Source organism: Dactylosporangium salmoneum (assembly GCF_039532525.1).
Lineage (GTDB): Bacteria > Actinomycetota > Actinomycetes > Mycobacteriales > Micromonosporaceae > Dactylosporangium > Dactylosporangium salmoneum.
The window spans coordinates 31,919-52,587 of the sequence record NZ_BAAARV010000073.1 but is presented as its reverse complement, the minus strand read 5'-3'; the positions used below and the strand labels follow the sequence as shown (position 1 = coordinate 52,587).

Genomic DNA, 20,669 nt, shown 5'->3' with positions numbered 1-20,669 from the left:
ACGAATTGGGGTTGTGGCGCCGCGGGATCTCCCCGCGGACCGGGTGCTGACGTATGCCCGCCGGGCCGAGCAGTTCGGATTCGAGGAACTGTGGGTGGAGGATCTGGGGTTCCGCGGCGGCGTGGCCCCGGCCGGCGCCCTGCTCGCGCCACGGAGCGAATCACGGTCGGCATCGGCATCCCGCCGGCCGGGGCATGCAACGCCGCCTTCGCCACGATGGAACTGGCGACGCTGACCCGGTCGTTGCCGGGCCGCGTGATTGCGGGCATCGACCACGGCATGCCGAACTGGACGCGCCAGGCCGACGCCCGCCCGGCCAGCCCGCTCACCTTGTCGCGGGAAGACACGATCGCCGTTCACACGCTGCTGCGCGGCGAGCCAGGCCCTGCCCCGGGCCGATACGTCACCGTCGAGGGCGTGGTCATCGGCGAGACCCCGGCGGCGCCGCCACCGGTCGTGCTCGGCATGCGCGGCCTGAAGTCCTGAGCGGGGCCGCGCAGCGCGGCCCCGCTCAGGGACAGAGGCATCGATCAGCCGGCTCTCCAGCGGTCGAACACCGGCGCCAGGTCGACCGGGCTGGCCGCCTGCGCCGCGGTCCGGAAGGCGACCGGCGTCGACACGCCGTATCGGTGGGCCGTGGCGTAGTCGCGCAGGAACGCCAGCCACCGGTCCGGCCCCATCGTCTGCTCCAGATCCTTCAGCAGACACGACCCGAGAAGGTAGACCACCAGGGCGTAGAAGCCGTTGGCGTTGAAGTAGTCCATCCCGTTGGTTACCTTTGCCTCCGGTGACGGCCAGAAGGGATAGGCGCAGAACGGGTTCTCGTCGCCGGTCACCCGCTGTTTCGAGTACTCGGCGAACGCCTCGTCCAGCCACGGGTCGGCGTACTGGTCATTGCCGACAAGCCCGTACCACCACTGGTGCGCCAGCTCGTGCGCGACCGCGGTACGGGCCGGATAGGCCACCACATATGTGGGGTACTCCATGCTCCCCCACTCGAAGTGTGAGGAGACCACGTCGACTTCCGGGTAGGGGTAGCGTCCGTACCAGCCGGTGTAGGTGTCCATGTATTCAACCGCTCCGGCCAGCGTGTCATCCACCTCCTCGGCGCTCACGTCGGCGGCCGACCACAACCGGACCCGGACACCGTTACGGGTCAACGCTTCCCGCTGGGCGAATGGCCCTGCGGCGAACGCGAAGTCCCTGACCCGCGGCGCGACGATCGTGGTGAGGGTGCGGCCGGGCCTTGCGGGCGCGTCGACCGCGGTACCGGTTGCCGGAACCGCGATCCCGCGCGGGTGGTCGAGGCGCACGGTCCAATCGGCGGTCAGCGAGTAGTTGCTTTCCCCACCCTCGCTGTACGGGTCGAGGTGCCAACCTTTGCCGTCGTGCACCGCAAGCACCGGCAACGCGTGCCCGAGCAGGTAGTACGGTCCTTTGTGGCCGAAGCGGAAATCCCGATCGGGCACCACGATGTCAAGGTCGAAGCGCAGGAGTGCGAGACGCCCGGGCCGCAGCGGGTGTGGCATCCGCACCGGCAGGGCAGTACATCCGACTGCCGGATCGCCCGCCGTGCCACCGGACAGGCCGGTGACCTTCACCGCCGGTGCCCCGCAGCCGTCGACCCCATTACCCCACAGCCGAAGCCAGACCGTATCCAACGGGACGCCGGTGGTGTTGACGAACAACACGCTCATGCTGCCGCGCCAACGGCCGCCGGTGTCATCCGCGGTCAGCCGCACGTCATAGTGGATATCCCCTGGCCCGCGCAACTCTTGCGAGAGGACCGGCGACGCGCCCCGAGCTGGCGCATGAGCCGACGCCGGCGTAGCCGACACCAACAAAGCCCCCGCGAGCGCAGTCACAATCATAAATGTGCGCATCGAGTCATCATCAATGTTGAGAGATGCCCCCGTCGAGGGTGTAGATGCCTCCGGTCATGAACCGGCCGGTCGGGCCGAGCAGAAAATGTACGAGCGCGGCAATCTCGTCCGGGTCCGCTTCGCCGGGGATGGTCCCGGCTGCGCCCAGCGTGGTGACGGTCGACTTCCGCTTGGAGATTTCCAGCATCGGGGTGCTGGTGGGCCCGGGTGCCACAGTGTTGCAGCGGATCAGGTCGGCTGCGTAGGAGGCCGCGATCGCCCGGGACAGGCCGGCAATGCCGGCTTTGCTGGAGACGTAGGCCGGGCCGCCGACGCCGCGGACCGAGGCGACCGAGCCCAGGTTGACGATCGCACCGCCGCCGCGGCGGCGCAGCGGATCGATCGCGTACTTGCACATCAGGAACGTGCCCCGCAGGTTGACCGCGTGCGTGCGGTCGAAGGTCTCGACGTCGACGTCTTCGATACGCTGGTCCTCCAGAAAGCTGACCCCGGCGACGTTGGCCACGCCGTCGAGACCACCGAACGCGGCGTCGGCGGCGCGGTAGAGGGCCTGAACGTCCTCCGGTGAGCTGATGTCGGCGGCCTGCGCCTGCAGCGCAGCGCTGCCCTCGTAGGCGGTCAACGCGGCGCGAACCCGGTCGGCGTCGAGATCAGCTGCGCAGACCCGCCAGCCGGCGCCCAGCAGGCGCAGTGCGGTGGCGCGGCCGATGCCGGATGCGGCGCCGGTCACGATCGCGACGGATGACGTCGCCTGCGGGTTCGGGGATGTGGTCATGATGCCGTCCTCGATGGGGAATCAGGCGATGGCGATTGACGGCACCGGGCTGCCGGTCGCGCCGGTGACCGAGGCCATGCCACCACCGTTCATAAGGTCATTGCCCCATCCGCCGGGGCCTGGTGGCGCTCCAGACATCGAACGCCACCCGCGAGGCAAAGTCAACCGGGCGCCCGGTAGGCTGACACGATGAAGATCTCGCTCGCCTGCTGGCCGTCGAGACTGCCCGGCGAGGCGGTGGCTGGGTTTGTCGCCGCGGCCGCGGCGGCCGACCGGGCCGGGCTCTTCTCGATTCACCTCGGCGAGCATGTGCTGATCGGCTCGCGCACCGATCGATATCCGTACGGTCGCTTCGAGTTCGGTCGGGACGTGCCGTGGCCGGATCCGCTGATCTGTTTGGCGGCCGCCGCCGTGGTCACGAGCCGCATCCGTCTGTCGACCGGCGCGCTCCTCGCCCCGTTACGGCCGCCGGCGGTGCTCGCCAAGGAGATCGCCACGCTCGACGTTCTGTCCCAGGGCCGTACGCAACCCGTCTTCGGCGTCGGCTGGCAACGAGAGGAGTACGAGGCCTGCCGTGTCCCGTGGTCACAGCGGTACACGTTGCTGGAGGGCAACCTCGTCTTCTGCCGCAATGCCTGGCAGCAGCCGGTCTTCTCGGTGGCCGGGCTCGAGGACGTCACCTGCGTGCCGCGGCCCTCGCAGCCGCGCGTGCCGGTGCTGCTGGCCTTGGCCCCCACTGACCGCAACGTCGAGCGCATCGCGCGGCTCGCGGACGGCTGGTGCCCGATGCTGACCTCCCCCGAGGAGCTCCGTGCGGCGGTGACGCGGCTTCGGGAGGCTTTTGAACGCCACGACCGGGACCCCGATGACGTCATCGTGCGGGCCCCGGCGCCGCTGTACCTGACGCCCGCCGGCCGCCTCGACGTCAAGGCCACCTATGCGGCGGCGGAGCAGCTGCGAGCCGCCGGCGCCACGGTGGTCGCGATCGGGCTTCCGCCGGGGCTGCGCAGCCCGTCCGAGGTCACCGACACCATCGACGCGATCGCGGCCGGCGCCTGACTCAGGGCTCCACGACAGCTTTGACCGCTTCACCCCGCGCCATGACACCGATGGCCTGTTCCAGCTCGGCCAGGGGGAACCGGTGTGTCACCAGCGCGGCCAGCCGGTCTCGATACTCCGGCCGACCGGCCAGCCGCGCTGGTAGGCGGCCGGTCCGCCGACGTCCGCGCTGTGCGGCCAGAGCCGGGCCGTGCACGCACCGGGGTCCTGGCGGACGTTGCAGTTGTAGCAGCGACGGCAACCGGCGCCGGGGAACCAGTACACGGTGTCACCGACGGACAGGGGTGTCCCGGCCCAGTCGGTGGCGACCGCGTGGCCCAGCTGCTCGACGACGCCGACGCCCTCCATGACCGAAGGCGATCGGTCGGCCGGGCCTCGTCGGCACGTCTCCGGCCAGGCGGTGCGCGTCCGTGCCGCACACGCCAGCCGATTGGACCCGTACGGTCACTTCATGACTGCCGGGCGCGGGCCGGGGCCGGTCGAGGGCGACGAGGCCGCCCGATGCCGCGTCGAAGGCCATCACGCGGTTGCCGGTCGGGCTCATCGCGCGATCCGAGCGTAGTGCTCGCGGACCAGAACCTCATCGCCTTTGGCGTAGGTGCGCACGAAGCGGTAGAGATCGAACGGGCCGCTGCGCGCTTCCTTGTGCAGTTGTTCGATGAAGGTGCGGGTGATGACGATCCGGTCGCCGGCGTGGATGTCGCCGTTCCACTGCACCGATGTCTCGCCCGCGACGACGCGGTGCCGGGCCAGTGGGTCGCTCAGTGCGATGCCGCCCTGGCTGAGCTCGGCGCGGGGACGGTCCTGGTCCATCGCCAGGCCGAGCGAGACGAAGAAGTATCGCGGTGCCAGCAGATCGGGGTGCCCGGCGGCGCGGGCCTCGGCGACGTCGTGATGCAGCGGCGACAGGGCGCCCGTCGCGATGGCGAAGCGATGCACGGCCTCCCGGGTGACCTCGACGGTGACGGCGGCTGGAAGCTGCCATTCGGGCGGTTGGTCAAGGCCTGGCCAGGGGTCAGTCACGATGTCTCCACGTGAGAACGGGCAGGCCGTCGTCGTCGATGGACACCCGGCCGGCGAGCGGGTCGTTCAGGGCGAGGCGCGGCGCCGGTTCGCCCGGCTCCCAGCGGCCCACGAGGCGAATGTCGTCCGGGTCGTCGGCCGGCTGGTCCGGTTGGTCAAGTGTCACGACGACGACCGTGTACGGGGTGGCGGTGGCGAGCGTGGGGGTCGGCGCGCGGTGGGTGGTCGTCCAGGAGTACAGGCGACCCGTGAGGCGGACTTCGACGGTGTCGAAGGTGTCGAGGTGACAGGTCCGGCAGCGGGGCCGGGGCGGCCATTGCCGGTGGGTGCAGTTGCGGCAGCGGGGCAGCACGAAGCGGCCCTCGCGTGCCGCGCTCAGGTAGGGCTCCAGTTCGGGCGCGGTCACCAGGATGCGTTCCACCGTGGTCCGGCTCATCGCTCACGCCTTCCGAACAGGGCCAGCGACCCGTCGCCCCAGTCGCCCCAGCCGGTCACCGCCACCACTCGGGCGCCGTCGACCTGGCGGCGATCGGCCTCGGCGCGCAGCTGGCGGACGGACTCGGCGACGTGACCGAGGCCGAGCAGGTGGCCCTCGGACAGCAGGCCACCGTGGGTGTTGACCGGAAGTTGGCCGCCGAGGCGGATCCGGCCGGACAGCACGAACTCGGCCGCGCCGCCTCGCGCGCAGAATCCGGCTTCCTCCAGTTGGTGGAGCACTTCGAAGGTGAAGCAGTCGTAGATCATCGCGGCGTCGACGTCTTCGGGGCCCAGCCCGGCTGCCTCGAAGGCGGCGGGGGCGGCGAGGGTGAGCCCGATCCGCATCCAGTCCCGTCGGTTGGTGAGGTCGTCGGCGCTTTCCGGGCGGGCGGTCCGGCAGGCCAGCAAGGGGATGTCGCGGGCGCCGTGGCCGCCGCGGTCCCTGCTGGTCAGGATGACGGCGACGGCGCCGTCGGTTTCCAGGCAGCAGTCCAGCAACCGGTACGGTTCGGTGACGTACGGGGAGGCGTCGTAGTCGGCGCGCGTGATCGGCCGTCCGTACATCTGCGCCCCGCGGTTGAGCTGTGCGTGGGCGCGCATCGTGAGCGCGACCTCCGCCAGGGCGGCCACGGGTGTGCCGTGCAGCTCCAGATGCCGGCGGGCGATCATGGCATACCACTGGGCCGGCGCGACCCATCCGTGCGGTTGCTCGAGGGCCTCCCGGAACTGCTGGCCGGGCAGGAGGCCGACGCGTCGGGCGATGCGCGAGCCGGATCGTCCGTTGCGGGCCAGGACGATGAGGACCACCTCGGCGGTGCCGGAGCGCAGCATGACGTCGGCCAGGCCGATCGAGGCGATGCCGGCGTTGCCGCCCGGCGGGGCGTAGGCGTCGAGGACGTCGTCGCGCAGGCCCAGCGCGGCCATGAGGTCCTCGGTGAACAGCGAGCCGCCGACCGGGATGACCGCGTCGACGTCGTGGGCCGCCAGACCCGAGTCCCGCAGCGCGGCGACGGCGGCGGCGGCCCCCAACGCGGCGACGGATCGGCCGCTGCGCCTGGAGAAGTCCGTGCGGCCGACGCCGGCGACGAAGGTTCCGGTGCCGTTCACGCAGGGCCGATCCGGGGCAGGCGGATCTGCCCGGTGCCGCGCGTGACCACCTCGCCGCGGCGGTCGAGGCTGAGCTCAACGTCGATGAGCAAGAATGTGGCGTGGTCGGTGACCGCGGTCGCGGCGACGCCGGCCATCAGCGGGTCGCCGGGAAAGACCGAGGCGAGGTGGCGCACGCTGGAGGCGACCAGGTGTCCCCCGTGCTGCATCGCCCACTCCTCGGCGAGCTGGCAGAGCCAGGCGGCCTGCAGCGGGCCGTGGACGGGGGTGTCGGGCAGTCCCTCGGACAGGGCGAATCCGCGGTCGAAGTGAATGCGGTGCGGCAGCCAGCAGGCCGCGCTGAACAGGAACAGGTCGACCTGGTCGGCCACGATGCTGCTGTGACACAGGGTGTCGCCCGGCGCGGTGAGCACCACTGCGTCGCCGGCGGTCACGAGGCCGGTCCTTGCTCCGCGCCCGCGTCGGCCTCGCCGGTGCGATCGGTGGGCAGCGCCACCGCGCCGGCCTGCACGAGGGCGTCGACGTCGGCGGCGGTCTTGCCGAGCAGGTCGCGCAGGATCGTTTCGGTGTCCGCCCCGGCCGCATGCGGTGCGGCGATGTGCCCGTCGGTCAGGTCGTTCATCTTGATCGGGTTGCCGACCACCTGAACCTTGCCGGCGATCGGGTCGTCGATGGTGCTGAGCATCTGCCGCGCCGCGACTTGGTCGCTGGCGAGGACGCCGGGGATGTCCAGGACCGCGCCGCAGGGCACTTCGCAGGGCGAGAGCGTCGCGACGACCTGATCGGTGGTGCGGGCGGTGGTCCATTCCTTGACGACGGACTCGACCAGGTCGAAGTGGCTGACCCGGCCGGCGGAGGTGGCGAACCGGGCGTCGCTGATCAGGTCGGGCTGCCCGATCGCGGTGCAGAATCGCCGCCATACCGGATCGCCGCCGATGGCGATGTTGACCCAGCCGTCGGCGGTGGGAAAGGCACCATAGGGTGCGCTGGTGCCCGAGCGTCCGCGCGGCGGGGTGCGGCCGAGGACGGAGAGCATGCCGAGGGCGAGTTCGTTGAGGAAGACCATCGAGTCGTGCATGGCCACGTCCACCCGCTGGGCCCCGCCGCCGGTGCGTTCCCGGCGCAGCAGCGCCAGGGCGACGCCGAGGACCGTGAGGGTGCTGGTGACCTCGTCGCCGAGCGCGAGGCCGTTGTAGCCGGGCCCGCCGTCGGAAGATCCGGCCCGGAACTGCAGTCCGGCGAGGCCCTGGGCGATGATGTCGAAGGCGCGCAGGTTGGTCAGCGGGCCGGCGTCCACCACGTCACCGTGACCGAACCCGGACAGCGTTGCGTAGACGATGTCGGGGTTGTGCCGGCGCAGCGAGTCGAAGTCGATGCCCAGCCGCTCCAGCGAGCTGGGTTTCTGGTTGGCCCAGACGACGTCGCTCTTGGCGACCAGTTCGAACAGCACGTCCCGGCCGGCCTGCGTGGTGATGTCCAGGGCGATGCTGGATTTGTTGCCCATGACGCGCAGTTCACCGGCGCTGCGCCGGCCGGCCGGTGATTCGACGAAGGGTCCGACGCCGCGCAGGGTGTCGCCGTGGCCGGGCCGTTCGACCTTGATGACCTCGGCGCCGAACATCGACATCAGCCACGTGCCGTGATTGCCGGCGAGATAGTGCTCGAGGGAGAGGACCCGGTAGCCGGCGAGAGGTCCGCTCATCGGTCCTCCGCCGTGTGCGCGCGGCCGAGGGCCGGGGTGTCGTGGTCGTGCAGCGGCAGGGCGACGGTCGCGGTGCCGGTGCACGTGGTGTCGCCGAGCTGGTTGGTGCCGGTGAGCGTGAGGTGCACGAGACCGCGGCCGCCGATGGGCTCCTTGCCGGTCACCTCGCCGCGGAAGAAGGTCGTGTCGTGCATGAGGTTCGGGCGGATGAGCTTGGCCTCGAAGGTGTCCAGGAAGGCGTGGTCGCCCATCCAGTCGGTGACGGCCTGGCTCATCCAGCTGGTGCGCATCCAGCCGTTGTCGTAGACGCCGGGCATGCCGACGGCCTGGGCGACCTCGCTCTTGTAGTGCCCCATGCCGGGCCACGTGGTCTCGGCGATCCAGCCCGCGTCGCGGGCGTTGGGCAGCCGGTCGGGGGCGTTGCGGGCGAGGTGGCGGTTGCGCCACTGGGTGTCGCAGGGGGCGTAGCCGAACGGCAGGGCGCCGGCGTAGAAGGCGATGATGGTGGTCAGGTCGAGCGGGCCCTTGGCCAGCACCGGGATCTGATCGCCCACGTTCACCTCGGCGAAGAGCCGGCGCTCGGCGCCGCGGCGAGTCCGGCCGAGGGTGAGCCGTTCGATCTCGTCGAACTCCTCGGCGGAGTACCGGTAACTCTCGCGGGCCACGTACTTGAGCCCTTGCCCGGTGGTGGCCCGGGGCACGCGCAGGGCCTTGGAGGTGTAGACGGCGGCGATCTCGCCGCCGACGCGGTACGTCGTGTCGGACACCTGCACCACCATGCGGTCCACGGTGCGCCCGGACTTCTCGTACATGTCGGTGAGCATCGAGGAGGCTTCGACCCGCTCGCCGCGGTGGATCGGTCGCCGCAGGTCCCAGGTGCCGGTGCCGAAGAACACCTGCAGGCCGGGGAAGCCGGGCGATACACCCGCGGCGAAGATGCTGTACGGGAACGTCGGCGCACCGACAATCCCGCCGTGGGGGCCGTCGGCCGCGTACGCCTCATCCACCCAGAGCGGGTTCTCGTCGCCCGCGCCTTCGGCGAAGTGCCGGATGGTGTCCAGGGTGGCCTCGGCGTTGAACTGCTTGATGCGCAGCGGCACGCCGATCATCTGACGCACCCGTTCGATTTCCTCGTCGGTGATGACGTCGATGGAGCTGAACACCTCGCTGGTCACGCTCACTCACTCTCCTCTGCACCACACTCGAAAATCACCCTACCGGGCGCCCGGTTGGGGGTCAATGCACGACCGCCCCCAGACGCGCCGCGTGCCGCTCGAGGCTCAGATCCGCCGTTCGTGACCGTCCCACACCTGCTCGCGCAGGCGGAACTTCTGGATCTTCCCGGTCGAGGTCCGCGGCATCTCGGCGAAGACCACCCGGCGGGGCGCCTTGAAGCGGGCGATGCGGGCCTTCACGAACCCGATCAGCTCGTCCTCGGTGGCCGAGCAGCCGGGCTTGAGGCTGACGAAGGCGATGGGTACCTCACCCCAGCGTTCGTCAGGCCCCGCGACCACGGCGGCCTCCAGTACGGCGGGATGATCGCCGAGCACCTGTTCGACCTCGACGCTGGTGATGTTCTCGCCGCCGGAGATGATGACGTCCTTGCTGCGATCGCGCAGTTCGACGTAGCCGTCGGGGTGGCGGACGCCGAGATCACCGGTGCGGAACCAGCCGTCGGGCGCGGCGACCCGGGTGGCGTCCGGGTCCTTCAGGTAGCCGAGCATCACGTTGTTGCCACGCAACGAGATCTCCCCGACGGTCCGGCCGTCTTCGGGGACGTCCCGGCCGTCCGCGTCGATCACCCGGACCGGGCAGGAGACCATGTTGCCGACCCCCTGCCGGGCCTTGAGCCGGGCCTGTTCATCGCCGCCGAGGCGGTCCCACTCCGGGCGCCAGTCGCAGACGACCGCCGGGCCGAACGTCTCGGTCAACCCGTACAGGTGGGTGAGATCGAAGCCGAGTTCGGCCATCCGGCGCAGGATGGCGGGCGACGGCGGCGACCCTCCGGTCGCGACCCTGATCCGGGTCCCGGCCGGTACACCGCCCTCCGACTCGGGTGCGTAGGCGAGCATCGACAGCACGGTCGGCGAACCGTTGAGGTGGGTGACGCCGGTGTCGCGGATCAGCCGCCAAACCTCCGCTGGCTCCACCTTCGGCAGGCACACATGGGTGCCGGCGGCCGCGGTCACCGCCCACGGGAAGCACCAGCCGTTGCAGTGGAACATCGGCAGGGTCCAGAGGTGAACCGTCGACGGCGCGAGCCCGGTGTGCCCGACCATGGCCAGCGCCTGCAGATAGGCGCCGCGGTGGTGGTACATCACACCGCGGGGCCGCCCCGTGGTACCGGAGGTGTAGTTGATCGACAGCACCGCGCGCTCGTCGGTGGTGCGGTGATCCTCCGGCTCGTACGCGGCGAGCAGCTCGTCGTAGCCGTCGCCCGTGGAGACGACCTCGATGCGCCGTCCGCAGCGGGCGATGGCGTCGTCCAGCACCGCGCGCAACGAGGGGTGGCAGAGGGCAAGGCGCACCTCGGCGTGCTCGAGGATGTACGCGACCTCGGTGGCGGAGAGGCGGGTGTTGACGGCCACCAGCGGCACGCCGGCGAGGGGGACGCCGTAGTGCGCCTCAAGGTGGATGTGGTCGTTGGGCGCCAGGACGGCGACCGGAGCCCCGGCGGCCCGGGCGTGCACCAGCGCCGCCATCCGGCCGGCCCGGTCACGAACTTCGCGATAGGTCCACGTGCGACCTTGATCGATGACGCCGATCCGCTCGCCGTGGGCGGCGGCTGCGCGGTCCAGGAACGCCAGGGGCGTGAGCGGCTCGAAGGAGAGCCGGTCCAGCGGCAGCGGTTGAGAGCTCGTCACGAGCCGCAGCCTACCGGGCGCCCGGTTCGGCGACAATGGCCGTCATCCCGGCCCGCTCGCGGGCAGCGCTCAGCCGGTGAAGACGCCGTCGAAGTAGATGCCGCCCAGCAGCTCGGCAACCTCGTCCGGGGTGAGATCGCCGTCGGCGCGATACCAGAACATCGTCCAGTTCAACATGTTGAACAGCCCGAGCGTCAGCTGCTTGGCCGAGTGCTTCGACTTGACCACCCCGGCCTTCTGCCCGGCGGCGATCAGGCCCTCGGCCCACGTCTCGTAGCGGTCGCGCAGGGCCACCACCTGCTGCAGCCGCTCCCCCGACAGCGAACGCATGTCGGTGAGCATGGTGTGACTGAAGTTGACGTTCGCCAGCATGGCCAGGGTGTGGCCGTGCACCATGGCGCGCAGCCGATCCTGCGGATCGTCGCCGGCCGCCGCGACCGCCTCCTGGGCGCCGACCTCGACGTCTCGCAGCGCGGCCAGGCAGATCTCGTACAGCAGGTCTTCCTTGCTCGAGACGTGGTGGTACAGCGAGGCCTTCCTGATCCCGAGTGCCTCACTGATCTCACGGGTCGTGGTCCGCTCATAGCCCAGGCGCCTGAACAGCGCGGCAGCGTCGACCAGGATGCGTTGGGCGGTGGCGCCGCGATCGTGCGTGGCCTGGTCGCTCATCGTGTGCCGTCCTCCGAATGCCTTCGCCGCCAGCAGGATTGCCGGGACTCACCAAAAATCGTGCCACACCGAACAGTCGAGTTCAGCGCAGGGCGTTGCCGGCGTCGACCCGCAGCTCGCATCCGGTGACGTAGCGGGACTCGTCGGAGACGAGATACACCACCGCGTGCGCCACGTCCTCCGGGTCGATGCGGGCCACTGGCAGCGCATTGGCGAAGATCGCGCCGGTCTCCGGCCGGGCCTCGATGAGCGCGGGAAGACTGTCGAGGTGCTCGACCATCGGCGTGTTGACGCCGGTCGGATGGACGACATTGACGCGGATACCGCGCGTGGCGAACTCGTTGGCGACGCTCTTGGCCAGCCCGACCACGGCGTGCTTGGAGGCCACATACGGGGCCAGGAACGGCAGTCCCTTGACCGCGCCGGTCGAGCCGATGCAGACCACCGAGCCGCCCCCGGCCGTCAGCAGGTGTGGCAGCGCCGCCGAAATCGTGTTCCAGCTACCCGTCAGGTTGGTGCTGATGACCGCGTTCCAGGTCGGCTCGGTCAGATCCTCGAACCGCTGCTGCGAGCCGATGCTGGCGTTGGCAACAACCGCGTCCAGCCGGCCCAGTTCGGCCACGGCGGCGCCGACGCCGGCGAACATCGCGGCGCGATCACGGATGTCCGCGGCGTGCCACACCACCCGCGCTCCGCGCGCACGGGCAAGCCGCACGGTCTCCTGCAGATCGGCATCGCCCGCCATGGCGTAGCCGGCGTCGGCCGGACTCCGGCCCAGGTCGACGGCGATGAGGTCGGCGCCCTCCTCGGCCAGCCGCAGGCAGTGCATCCGGCCCTGACCGCGGCCGGCGCCGGTGACCAGGACAACCTTGCCGGCGACCCGTCCGCGGCGCGTCACGGGAACTCGACGACCGTTCGCACGGCACCGGTCGTACCGAACGCGTCGAGCGCATCAGGAATCTGATCGAGGCCGATGCGCTCGGACACGAAATCGTCGAGCTTGAGCCGGCCGTCGAAGTAGAGATCCACGAATCGCGGGATGTCGAGGCGGAACCGGTTGGAGCCCATGTAGGTGCCCTGGATGCGGCGGTCCCAGGCGAAGTGCCCGCCCGGCAGCTCCAGGGTGTTCCCCCGCTGGACGCCCACCAGCGTGGTGAGGCCACCGGGCCGCAGCATCAGGAAGCTCTGCTGCGCGGTACGGGCGTTGCCGATCGCCTCGAAGGAGAACTCGACACCGCCGCGCGACAGGTCCGTCACCGCGGCGACGACGTCGTCGGTGCCGGTCGGGTTGAGCGTGTGGGTGGCCCCGAGGGTGCGGGCGAGCTTCAGCTTCGCGTCGTCGGTGTCGATGGCGATGATCTGCGTCGCGCCGGCGATCCGTGCGCCCTGCACGATGCTCATCCCCACGCCCCCGCAGCCCGCCACCGCCACCGAACTGCCCGGGGTGACCCTGGCCGCGTGAAACACCGCGCCAAGGCCGGTGGTGATGCCGCAGCCCATCAGCGCCCCGTACTCCAGTGGCAGCCGGGGGTCGACCGCGACGACCGCGTGTTCGTGCACGAGCAGTTCCTCCGCCCAGGAGGCGATGCCCGACATCTGGTGCAGCGGGGCGTCGCCGACGCGCAGGCGGGGTGGCTCGTCGGCGCCGCGGGTCACCCCGGCCTTGAGGCACAGGGCCGGGCGGCCGGTGAGGCAGTACTCGCAGTGGCCGCAGAACACCGACATGCACGTGACCACGTGCTGACCGACCTCGACCTCGGTGACGTCGCGACCGACGGCCGTGACGACGCCGGCCGACTCGTGCCCCATCACCTGCGGCAACGGCCGGGTCTGGCGGCCGGTGTAGACGCCGTGGTCGGTGGCGCAGATGCCGGCGGCGACGGTGCGGACCCGCACCTCGTGAGGGCCGGGGTCGGCGATCGCGACCTCGGTGATCTCGATGTCGCGGGCGCCGCGCATGACTACCGCTCGCATGAGCGTCCTCGCTCTCAACTGAGCTCTCAACTGAAGCTCTCAACTGAAAATCATCTGGGGTTCGAGCCAGGACAGCAGCCCTTCGGGGCCGCCCTCACGGTCGAAGCCGGACTTCTTGAACCCGCCGAACGGCTGTCCGGTGAATGCGCCGGTTGTGTTGATGTAGACGTGCCCGCTGCGGATGCGCCGGGCGATGGCGACCGCCCGGTCGACGTCGCGGCAGAAGACGGCACCACCGAGGCCGTAGTCGGAGTCGTTGGCCAGGGCGACCGCCTCGTCGATCCCGCCATAGGGCACCACGGTCAGCACCGGCCCGAAGATCTCCTGCTGCGCGACCGAGACGGCGTTCGACTCGGCCGCGAACAGCGTGGGTTCGAAGTACCAGCCGCGCGTCTGCGTGGCAGGGCGCCGACCGCCGGTCACCAGCCGCACGCCCTCGGCGACCGCACCGTCGACGATGGCCTGGACCCGGTCCCGCTGCCGGCTGCTGATCAGCGGTCCGAGCTCGGTGGCCGGGTCGAGCGGATCGCCGATGCGGACCTGGCGCATCGCGTCGGCGAGCCGTTGCACCATCTCCTCGTACTGCGGCCGGGCGACCAGGACCCGCGTCGTGGCGTAGCAGATCTGCCCGCAACTGCGGATCGCGCCCCACATCAGCGGCGCCGCGATCGCTTCGAGGTCGACGTCTTCGGTGACCAGGGCCGCGGACTTGCCGCCCAGCTCGAGGGCCATCCTGGTGATGTTCGGGGCACAAGCCTGCATGATGGCGGTTCCGGCGGCCGTACTGCCGGTGAAGCTGACCTTGTCCGTGAGCGGCGAGCCGGCCAGGTACGCGCCGACCTCGGCACGGCCCGGCACGATGTTGAGCACACCCGGTGGCAGGTTGGCCTCCGCGACCGCCTCGGCGAGCAGCATCATCGTGGTCGGGTTCTCGATCGCCGGCTTGAGCACCATGGTGCATCCGGCCACCAGAGCCGCCCCGGCCTTCTGGGCGGCGGTGGAGACCGGTCCGTTGAACGGCTGGATGCCGACGCCGACACCGGCCGGTGCGAGGATCCGGCGGGCCCGTCCGTCGCCGTTCGGCCAGCCGCGCAGCTCCTCGAAGGAGAAGTACGTCGCCAGGTCGGCGGCGCGGGTCCAGTAGCCGGCCACCCGTTCGTGCATGGCGCGGCTGGCCCCGATCGGCGCGCCGGACTCCGCCGTGTAGGCCTGGGTCATGGCCTCGATCCGGCTGTCGAAGGCGGCGGCGAGGCGTCGCACGCCGTCGGCGCGGCGGGCGGCGGACAGGTGCGGCCACGGTCCTTCGTCGAAGGCCTGCCGGGCGGCGAGCAGCGCGCGTTCGGCGTCCTTGACGGTCGCGGCCGGGATGCGGGCGACCACCTCTTCGGTGGCCGGGTTGGTGATGTCCTCGACCTCATCGCCGGCCGGCTCGACCCATTCGCCGCCGATGAAGAACTTGTCGTAGCTCATCCGCCTCGTCCTCTGCTGGTGTGGTTGGCGGTTACAGCACCGCGATGGGATTGACCGGGGATCCGGTCGCCCGGGCGAAGGGCAGCGGGCTGACGGTGAACAAAAACTCGAAGCGGCCCGCCGCCGTGCACGCGGCGTGGAGGTCCTCCAGGTGCATGTTGTCGATGAGGTGCACGCCCATGAACACCAGGCAGCCGACATGGATCGGCATGCGTTCCCGGGTGTGTGGTGAGGGCAGCGCGTCGTTGCCGCCATCGGAGCCCAGCAGGGCGATATCCCGATCGTGCAGCCAGGGCAGGGCGCTCGCGTCCGGTCCGGCCAGGAAGAGGGAGCCGTCGGCGGTGCGTTCACCGGCGACGCCGTGCAGGCGGCGGCGCGGCTCGCGGCCGACCCGCAGCAGCAGGGCGTCGCCCGGGCCGGGTTCAACACCGGCGAGTTCGGCGGCCCGGTCCAGGTCGGTGGCGGTGATCGGGCGGGCCGGATCCCAGAACGGTTCGCCGGCCACGGCCGGCAGGTCGAGCAGGATGCCGCGGGTGGTGACGCCGTCGGCCAGGGCGGCGATCGAGTTGACCTGGGCCCCGTCGGAGCGGACCAGGCTGGCCGGGTGCCCGTTGTACATGCGGCCGTCGAAGTAGATGTGGCAGAACGCGTCGATGTGGGTCGTGCTGGCGCCGTGGGGCGCGATGCCGAGATAGTCGGCGGCGATCCCGCAGCCGTCCTCGGGCAGATCACCGGCCGCGAGCATGTGATGAGCGGCGGGGACCGGGTTGATCACCGACGGCGTCTCGTCGATGCGGCCACAGCCGATGACACGGCCGGATCGCACCAGGGTTGCCGCGCGGGTGACCACCTCGGCAGTGATCAGGTTCAGGGTGCCGCGGGCGTCGTCGGCTCCCCACCGGCCCCAGTTGGACACGGCCTCGTAGCGCCGCTTGACCTCGTCGGTCGTCACGCGACGACCAAACCCGGCATGACGCCGGATGCGCGCCAATCGGCGAGCATCCGGAAGAACACCAGCGGCCCGCCGCCGTACCGGATGTTGTCCAGGCTGTGCGGGTTGTCCGGGTCGCCTTCGCTGTTGCTGTAGCTCGGGGTGCAGTCCTTGACCCGGGCGGCGCCGGAGGCTTTGGCCCGCATCTCCGCCAGCCAGCCCGCGACGCCGTCCTCGGTGGCCTCCACGCAGGCGCTGTCGCCGGCGGCACGCGTCTGGGTCACGACGTAGGCGAGGTGGCGGGACTGCTCGTCGGCGAGGTGGGTGAAGTTGATGGTGGTGGCGTTCTGCACGATGCCCATCATGAACAGGTTCGGGAAGCCCCTGGCGTGCATGCCGTGCAAGGTTCGCGGGCCGGCGGACCACGCCTCGGTCAGGCGCACGCCGTCGCGGCCCACCGGGTCGTAGCCGGTGCGCCGGCCGAGCGAGGTGCCGACCTCGAAGCCGGTGGCGAAGATCAGGCAGTCGACCTCGTACTCGCGGCCCTCGACCACGACACCGCCGGCGGTCAGGCGCTGCACGCCGCGGCCATGGGTGTCGACGAGCTCGACGTTGGGCCGGTTGAAGGCGGCGAGGTATTCGTCGTGGAAGCCGATGCGCTTGCAGTACAGGTAGTACCAGGGCTTCAGGGCCTCGGCGGTGCGCGGGTCGTCGACCGTGCGGGCGATCCGGGAGCGGACCTCGTGCCCCTTCACCATGTCGGAGAGCTGGATCACCGCGTCGTACTCCGCCGGGCTCAGGTCGCGGCCGAGCCGGCGGGCGGCGTGGCGGGCGACGCGGGCGGTGATGTTGCGGTAGATGTCGGTCCAGGAGTCCGCGACGAGGTCTTCGTCGACGTCGGCGCCGCTGAGGATCGCGGTGAAGTTCTCGATGCGCCGGCGCTGCCAGCCGGGGGTGAGCGAGGCCTGCCAGGCCGGGTCGGTCTGCCGGTTGTTGCGCACGCCGACGACGGCCGGCGTGCGTTGGAAGACATAGAGCTGCTGGGCAGAGCGGGCCAGGTGCGGCACGATCTGCAATGCGGTGGCGCCGGTGCCGATGACCCCGACCCGCTTGTCGGCCAGCCGTTGCAGGCCGCCCTGAGCGGTGCCGCCGGTGTAGGTGTAGTCCCAGCGGCTGCTGTGGAAGCTGTACCCGCGATATTCGTTGATGCCTTCGATCGCGGGCAGTTTCGGCTTGCTCAGCGCGCCGTTGGCGATGACGACGAAGCGCGACTGCAGCCGGTCGCCGCGGTTGGTGGAGATCCACCACGAACGGGTGGTCGCATCCCACCGCAGCCCATCGACCTCGGTTTGCAGCAGAGCGTGCTCGTACAGCCCGAAGTGCCGGGCGATGCGCCGGGCGTGCTCGAGAATGTCGGGGCCGTAGGCGTACTTGTCCTGCGGTACGTAGCCGAGCTCCTCCAGCAGCGGCAGGTAGACGGTGGCGTCGATGTCGCACTGCGCGCCGGGGTACCGGTTCCAGTACCAGGTGCCGCCGACGTCGCCGCCGCTGTCGATGAGCCGCACGTCACGCAGGCCGGCCTCACGCAGCCGGGCCGCGGCCAGCAGGCCGGAGAAGCCGGCCCCGATCACGGTGGCCTCCATCTGGTCCCGGACCGGTGCGCGGGTCAAGCCGGCTTCGACGTCGGGGTCCTCGCGGTAGTTGGAGAATTCCGCAGTCACCTCGACGTATTGGTCGTTGGCGTCCTTGCGCAGGCGCCGGTCCCGCTCGGCGGCATACCGCAAGCGCAGGCTGCCGACGTCGAGGTCGTCGGCGCCCACGAGGGCGGCCAGCCCAGGCAGCTCGCCCGGTCCTTCGAGCTCCTCTGCAGCGATCACCATGCGACGAACCTACCGGGCGCCCGGTTTGGTTGGCAAGATGGTGCCATGACGACCGAGGACTCCGAAAAGATCACAGCCGACGACCGCCTCGCGATCACCGACCTGCTCATCCGCTACGCCCGCGCATGCGACGACAAGGACTGGGATCTGCTCGGCGCGGTGTTCACCGCCGACTGCGTGGCCCGGTACCGCACCGTGCACCTCCAGTCGCTTCCGGCCGTCAAGCACCACTTGTGGTCGGTCCTCGGCGGCTGCGGCAACACCCAGCATCTCATCGGCAACGTGGCGGTGAGCCGCAACGAACGAGGTGTCGCCGTGCGCAGCAACGTCCGTGGCTGGCATGTCGGCGCCGGCGCGTACGAGGGCAGCAGCTACGAGGGCATCGGCTACTACGACGACGTCGTGGTGCGCACGGGCGACGGCTGGCGCATCGCGGAGCGCACCTTCGTCCTGGTCGCCGACAACGGCGACCGCAGCGTGCTGCAACCCGGCCCCGAACCCGCGCCGGACTACGAGAGCCGCAGGGCCTGAGCGGCGCGGCGCATCCGGTCGCAGTGCTCCCGCAGCGGCACCGGGGTCGGCCCGAAGCGGGTGTCGACGCAGATGTGGCCGGCGCCGTGCCCGCGCCAGGCCGTCACGAACGAGCGCATGTCGTCACCGTCCATGCTCGCCATGTAGAGCCGGGGCTCGATGCCGATCTGCGCCGGGTCCCTTCCGGCGGCCGCGGCGGCGGCGTGGACCCGGCGCAGGCACTGCTCGGCGCGTTCGCCGGGGGTGACGTGCACGGGCGGGAACCAGCCGTCGCCGGCGCGTCCGAGGCGCTCCAGGACGGCAGGCGCCTCGCCGCCGAACCAGATCGGTATCGGTCGCTGCCGGGGCAGCGCCTGGATGCCAACGTGCTGCAGCTGATGGTGCCGGCCGTGATAGCTGACCGCGTCGCGGGTCCACAGCGCCCGCAGCACCTCGATCTGCTCCTCGAGCAGGCCGGCTCGCTCTCCGAACGGCGCGTTCAGGGCCTCGTACTCAATGGTGCTCCAGCCGGTCCCGACACCCAGGCGCAACTTTCCCCGGCACAGCAGGTCGACCTCGGCCGCCTGCTTGGCCACCAGCGCCGTCTGCCGTTGCGGCAACACCATGATGTTCGTGGCGAAACCCAGCTCGCAGCGGCCGGCGAGATAGGCCATGAGCACAAAAGGTTCCCGATAGACAACCTCGTGCGTGTACGGGGTGGACCCGGCCGGACCGCTCCAGCGGCGGGCCCATTCCCGGTAGACCGGCTCGGACAGTGCCGCCGCGTCCACGCCCAGGACATGGTCACCGAAGCTGATGTGGGCGTAGCCGCAGTCGACGGCAACCCGCAGCCACTCGTCGAGCTGCTCCGGTTCGAGATAGCCGGTCTCGTCGCCAGGGAACATGATGCCGGCCTGCAGGGTGCCGGTCATCGGGTCACCGCCGCGGCGGCTTCCGTGCCGGCGATGCGGCCGTAGGTCAGGCAGTTGGACACCGAGTTGCCGCTGCCGAGGTACGTCTTGCCGAGCACGCCACCGACGACCTCACCGGCGGCGTAGAGGCCCTCGATGGGGGCGCCGGTCGGACGCAGCACGCGGGCGCCGGCATCGATGCGCGGCCCGGTGGCGGTGAGCGACAGCATCGACAGGCGCATCTCCACGGCATAGAACGGCGCCGTGGCGATCTCCCGCAGCACGGCCGGATCCTTGCGGTACAGCCGGTCGCCGCCCGCGGCCAGATCGCCGTTGTACGTGGCGACGGTACCCTGCAGCGTTGCTACGGGAACGGCGATGGCGTCGGCCAGTTCGGCGAGGGTGTCGCGGCGGACCACCTTGCCGGCCTCGAGCATGAGGTCGATCATCGGCTCGACCCAGTCCTCGTGGCTCTGGCCGGGGATGCGCACCTTCTTGGCGTTGCCGGACGTGCGCGGCTGCGCCGCCCGCTTCGCGGCCTCGTCGAAGACGGCGAAGGCCCGGCCGCCGCGGGCCCGCAGGATCTGGTACGTCATGCCGTAGGGCGACATTTCGTTGCAGCAGCGGGTGCCGTCCGGAAGGACCAGCAGCAGCCACCCTGGCAGGTAGGACGCCTCGACCTCATGGCCGAAGTTGGTGCGCAGGCCGCAGTGGCCGCGATCGTGGCCGGTGATGTGGGCGCCGACCTGGGTGGCGAGGTGCAGGCCATCACCGCGGGCGCTGTCGGCGCCGATATACCACGACCAGTCCCCTGCCAGCCGCGAGGACGGGAAATGTTCTTCGAGCAGGCTGGCGTTGGCGCCGAAGCCGCCGGAAGCCAGGATGACCGCCGCGGCGGTCAGTTCGTCGTCGCCGGCGGCGATGCCGCACACGGCGCCCCGTCCGTCGGTCAGCAACCGGTCGACGCGGCGTCCGAGTGCCACCTCGACCCGGCCGGTGCGCTTCGCCATCGCGGTGAGGGTACGGACGATCGCTTCGCCTTCGCCGACCGGTGAGTGCCCGCGCGGGACCGCCTCGCCACCGGCGAAGAGGATCTCCGGGCGGAACTCGAGCCCACCGTCGGCCAGCCACTCGATCGCCGGACCGCACTCGTCTGCCAGCCTGCGCACGGCGCCGATCTCGACGTCCCAGTGATTGGCGGTCATGTAGTCCTGGAACAGTGCGTCCGGACTGTCAGTGATGCCTTGGGCTCGCTGCATGCGGGTGCCGGCGCCCATCATGATGCCGGTCGAGAGCCGGCTCGAGCCGCCGATGCGAGCTTCGGACTCGGCCAGCAGGACCTGCGCCCCGGCCTGCGCGGCTGCGACGGCCGCGCTCAGCCCGGCGATGCCGGAGCCGATGATGGCGACATCGAAGTCAGCTACCACGAATGCA

21 protein-coding genes are annotated in these 20,669 nt (G+C 70.8%); 3 read left to right on the top strand and 18 right to left on the bottom strand.

Annotated elements, in window-relative coordinates; translation table 11 throughout:
- Positions 1-216 precede the first annotated feature (216 nt).
- Positions 217-486 carry a hypothetical protein gene (locus ABD352_RS37495; RefSeq protein ID WP_344617307.1) on the top strand — a complete coding sequence of 90 codons (270 nt, stop codon included), beginning with the start codon at positions 217-219 and terminating at the stop codon, positions 484-486.
- A 44-nt stretch (positions 487-530) separates the two neighbouring features.
- Here the strand turns inward: ABD352_RS37495 and ABD352_RS37490 are convergent, their stop codons facing one another.
- Entirely contained in the window at positions 531-1,883 is a 1,353-nt protein-coding gene (locus ABD352_RS37490; RefSeq protein WP_344617306.1) for a M1 family metallopeptidase, read from the bottom strand.
- Between the two features lie 10 nt (positions 1,884-1,893).
- A complete protein-coding gene (locus tag ABD352_RS37485) occupies positions 1,894-2,613 on the bottom strand; it encodes an SDR family NAD(P)-dependent oxidoreductase (protein WP_344617305.1) in 720 nt (239 codons plus the stop codon).
- Between the two features lie 234 nt (positions 2,614-2,847).
- On the opposite strand from ABD352_RS37485, the gene ABD352_RS37480 reads away from it, so the two are divergent.
- Positions 2,848-3,717 (top strand): TIGR03619 family F420-dependent LLM class oxidoreductase, encoded by an 870-nt coding sequence (locus ABD352_RS37480; protein ID WP_344617304.1) that lies wholly within the window; start codon positions 2,848-2,850, stop codon positions 3,715-3,717.
- 87 nt (positions 3,718-3,804) lie between these two features.
- On the opposite strand, the gene ABD352_RS37475 is transcribed toward ABD352_RS37480, so the two are convergent.
- The 14 genes from ABD352_RS37475 to ABD352_RS37410 form a co-directional block, all read right to left on the bottom strand.
- The gene (locus tag ABD352_RS37475) at positions 3,805-4,065 is read right to left on the bottom strand and encodes an alcohol dehydrogenase catalytic domain-containing protein (RefSeq protein WP_344617303.1); all 261 of its coding nucleotides are present in this window, start codon (positions 4,063-4,065) and stop codon (positions 3,805-3,807) included.
- A 192-nt stretch (positions 4,066-4,257) separates the two neighbouring features.
- On the bottom strand, positions 4,258-4,740 hold the full coding sequence (locus ABD352_RS37470) for an FAS1-like dehydratase domain-containing protein (protein WP_344617302.1): 483 nt from the start codon (positions 4,738-4,740) through the stop codon (positions 4,258-4,260).
- Positions 4,733-5,176, bottom strand: coding sequence for a Zn-ribbon domain-containing OB-fold protein (locus ABD352_RS37465; RefSeq protein ID WP_344617301.1), 444 nt, complete (start codon positions 5,174-5,176; stop codon positions 4,733-4,735). Before ABD352_RS37465 ends, ABD352_RS37470 begins: the two co-directional genes overlap by 8 nt.
- Positions 5,173-6,324, bottom strand: a complete 1,152-nt coding sequence (locus ABD352_RS37460) for a thiolase C-terminal domain-containing protein (protein ID WP_344617300.1) — start codon at positions 6,322-6,324, stop codon at positions 5,173-5,175. Before ABD352_RS37460 ends, ABD352_RS37465 begins: the two co-directional genes overlap by 4 nt.
- Positions 6,321-6,758: a hotdog family protein gene (locus tag ABD352_RS37455; RefSeq protein WP_344617299.1), complete on the bottom strand. Its 438-nt coding sequence runs from the start codon at positions 6,756-6,758 to the stop codon at positions 6,321-6,323. Before ABD352_RS37455 ends, ABD352_RS37460 begins: the two co-directional genes overlap by 4 nt.
- The gene (locus ABD352_RS37450) at positions 6,755-8,026 is read right to left on the bottom strand and encodes a CaiB/BaiF CoA transferase family protein (protein ID WP_344617298.1); all 1,272 of its coding nucleotides are present in this window, start codon (positions 8,024-8,026) and stop codon (positions 6,755-6,757) included. Before ABD352_RS37450 ends, ABD352_RS37455 begins: the two co-directional genes overlap by 4 nt.
- The gene (locus ABD352_RS37445) at positions 8,023-9,207 is read right to left on the bottom strand and encodes an FAS1-like dehydratase domain-containing protein (protein WP_344617297.1); all 1,185 of its coding nucleotides are present in this window, start codon (positions 9,205-9,207) and stop codon (positions 8,023-8,025) included. Before ABD352_RS37445 ends, ABD352_RS37450 begins: the two co-directional genes overlap by 4 nt.
- A gap of 99 nt (positions 9,208-9,306) precedes the next feature.
- Entirely contained in the window at positions 9,307-10,890 is a 1,584-nt protein-coding gene (locus ABD352_RS37440; protein WP_344617296.1) for an AMP-binding protein, read from the bottom strand.
- A gap of 69 nt (positions 10,891-10,959) precedes the next feature.
- Complete coding sequence (locus tag ABD352_RS37435) at positions 10,960-11,559, bottom strand: TetR/AcrR family transcriptional regulator (protein WP_344617295.1); 600 nt, start codon at positions 11,557-11,559, stop codon at positions 10,960-10,962.
- 82 nt (positions 11,560-11,641) lie between these two features.
- The gene (locus ABD352_RS37430; RefSeq protein ID WP_344617294.1) at positions 11,642-12,457 is read right to left on the bottom strand and encodes a mycofactocin-coupled SDR family oxidoreductase; all 816 of its coding nucleotides are present in this window, start codon (positions 12,455-12,457) and stop codon (positions 11,642-11,644) included.
- Entirely contained in the window at positions 12,454-13,533 is a 1,080-nt protein-coding gene (locus ABD352_RS37425; protein ID WP_344617293.1) for a Zn-dependent alcohol dehydrogenase, read from the bottom strand. Before ABD352_RS37425 ends, ABD352_RS37430 begins: the two co-directional genes overlap by 4 nt.
- Before the next feature lie 39 nt (positions 13,534-13,572).
- A complete protein-coding gene (locus ABD352_RS37420) occupies positions 13,573-15,003 on the bottom strand; it encodes an aldehyde dehydrogenase family protein (RefSeq protein WP_344617292.1) in 1,431 nt (476 codons plus the stop codon).
- Between the two features lie 31 nt (positions 15,004-15,034).
- Positions 15,035-15,955, bottom strand: a complete 921-nt coding sequence (locus ABD352_RS37415) for a cyclase family protein (RefSeq protein ID WP_344617291.1) — start codon at positions 15,953-15,955, stop codon at positions 15,035-15,037.
- A complete protein-coding gene (locus tag ABD352_RS37410) occupies positions 15,952-17,814 on the bottom strand; it encodes a flavin-containing monooxygenase (RefSeq protein WP_344617290.1) in 1,863 nt (620 codons plus the stop codon). Before ABD352_RS37410 ends, ABD352_RS37415 begins: the two co-directional genes overlap by 4 nt.
- Positions 17,815-17,859: 45 nt before the next feature.
- Here ABD352_RS37410 and ABD352_RS37405 point away from each other — a divergent pair, with 45 nt between their 5' ends.
- Positions 17,860-18,345 (top strand): nuclear transport factor 2 family protein, encoded by a 486-nt coding sequence (locus ABD352_RS37405; protein WP_344617289.1) that lies wholly within the window; start codon positions 17,860-17,862, stop codon positions 18,343-18,345.
- Here ABD352_RS37405 and ABD352_RS37400 read toward each other — a convergent pair.
- Both ABD352_RS37400 and ABD352_RS37395 read right to left on the bottom strand, forming a co-directional pair.
- Entirely contained in the window at positions 18,324-19,256 is a 933-nt protein-coding gene (locus ABD352_RS37400) for a TIGR03619 family F420-dependent LLM class oxidoreductase (protein WP_344617288.1), read from the bottom strand. The genes ABD352_RS37405 and ABD352_RS37400 overlap by 22 nt on opposite strands.
- Positions 19,253-20,662, bottom strand: coding sequence for an FAD-dependent oxidoreductase (locus tag ABD352_RS37395; protein ID WP_344617287.1), 1,410 nt, complete (start codon positions 20,660-20,662; stop codon positions 19,253-19,255). The genes ABD352_RS37400 and ABD352_RS37395 overlap by 4 nt, the downstream gene beginning before the upstream one ends.
- Positions 20,663-20,669: the final 7 nt, after the last annotated feature.

Coding starts and splice junctions, on each gene's coding strand:
- ABD352_RS37495 (WP_344617307.1), top strand. CDS start 217: ATGGAACTGGCGACGCTGACCCGGTCGTTGCCGGGCCGCGTGATTGCG.
- ABD352_RS37490 (WP_344617306.1), bottom strand. CDS start 1,883: ATGCGCACATTTATGATTGTGACTGCGCTCGCGGGGGCTTTGTTGGTG.
- ABD352_RS37480 (WP_344617304.1), top strand. CDS start 2,848: ATGAAGATCTCGCTCGCCTGCTGGCCGTCGAGACTGCCCGGCGAGGCG.
- ABD352_RS37475 (WP_344617303.1), bottom strand. CDS start 4,065: ATGGAGGGCGTCGGCGTCGTCGAGCAGCTGGGCCACGCGGTCGCCACC.
- ABD352_RS37465 (WP_344617301.1), bottom strand. CDS start 5,176: ATGAGCCGGACCACGGTGGAACGCATCCTGGTGACCGCGCCCGAACTG.
- ABD352_RS37450 (WP_344617298.1), bottom strand. CDS start 8,026: ATGAGCGGACCTCTCGCCGGCTACCGGGTCCTCTCCCTCGAGCACTAT.
- ABD352_RS37435 (WP_344617295.1), bottom strand. CDS start 11,559: ATGAGCGACCAGGCCACGCACGATCGCGGCGCCACCGCCCAACGCATC.
- ABD352_RS37425 (WP_344617293.1), bottom strand. CDS start 13,533: ATGCGAGCGGTAGTCATGCGCGGCGCCCGCGACATCGAGATCACCGAG.
- ABD352_RS37420 (WP_344617292.1), bottom strand. CDS start 15,003: ATGAGCTACGACAAGTTCTTCATCGGCGGCGAATGGGTCGAGCCGGCC.
- ABD352_RS37410 (WP_344617290.1), bottom strand. CDS start 17,814: ATGGTGATCGCTGCAGAGGAGCTCGAAGGACCGGGCGAGCTGCCTGGG.
- ABD352_RS37405 (WP_344617289.1), top strand. CDS start 17,860: ATGACGACCGAGGACTCCGAAAAGATCACAGCCGACGACCGCCTCGCG.
- ABD352_RS37400 (WP_344617288.1), bottom strand. CDS start 19,256: ATGACCGGCACCCTGCAGGCCGGCATCATGTTCCCTGGCGACGAGACC.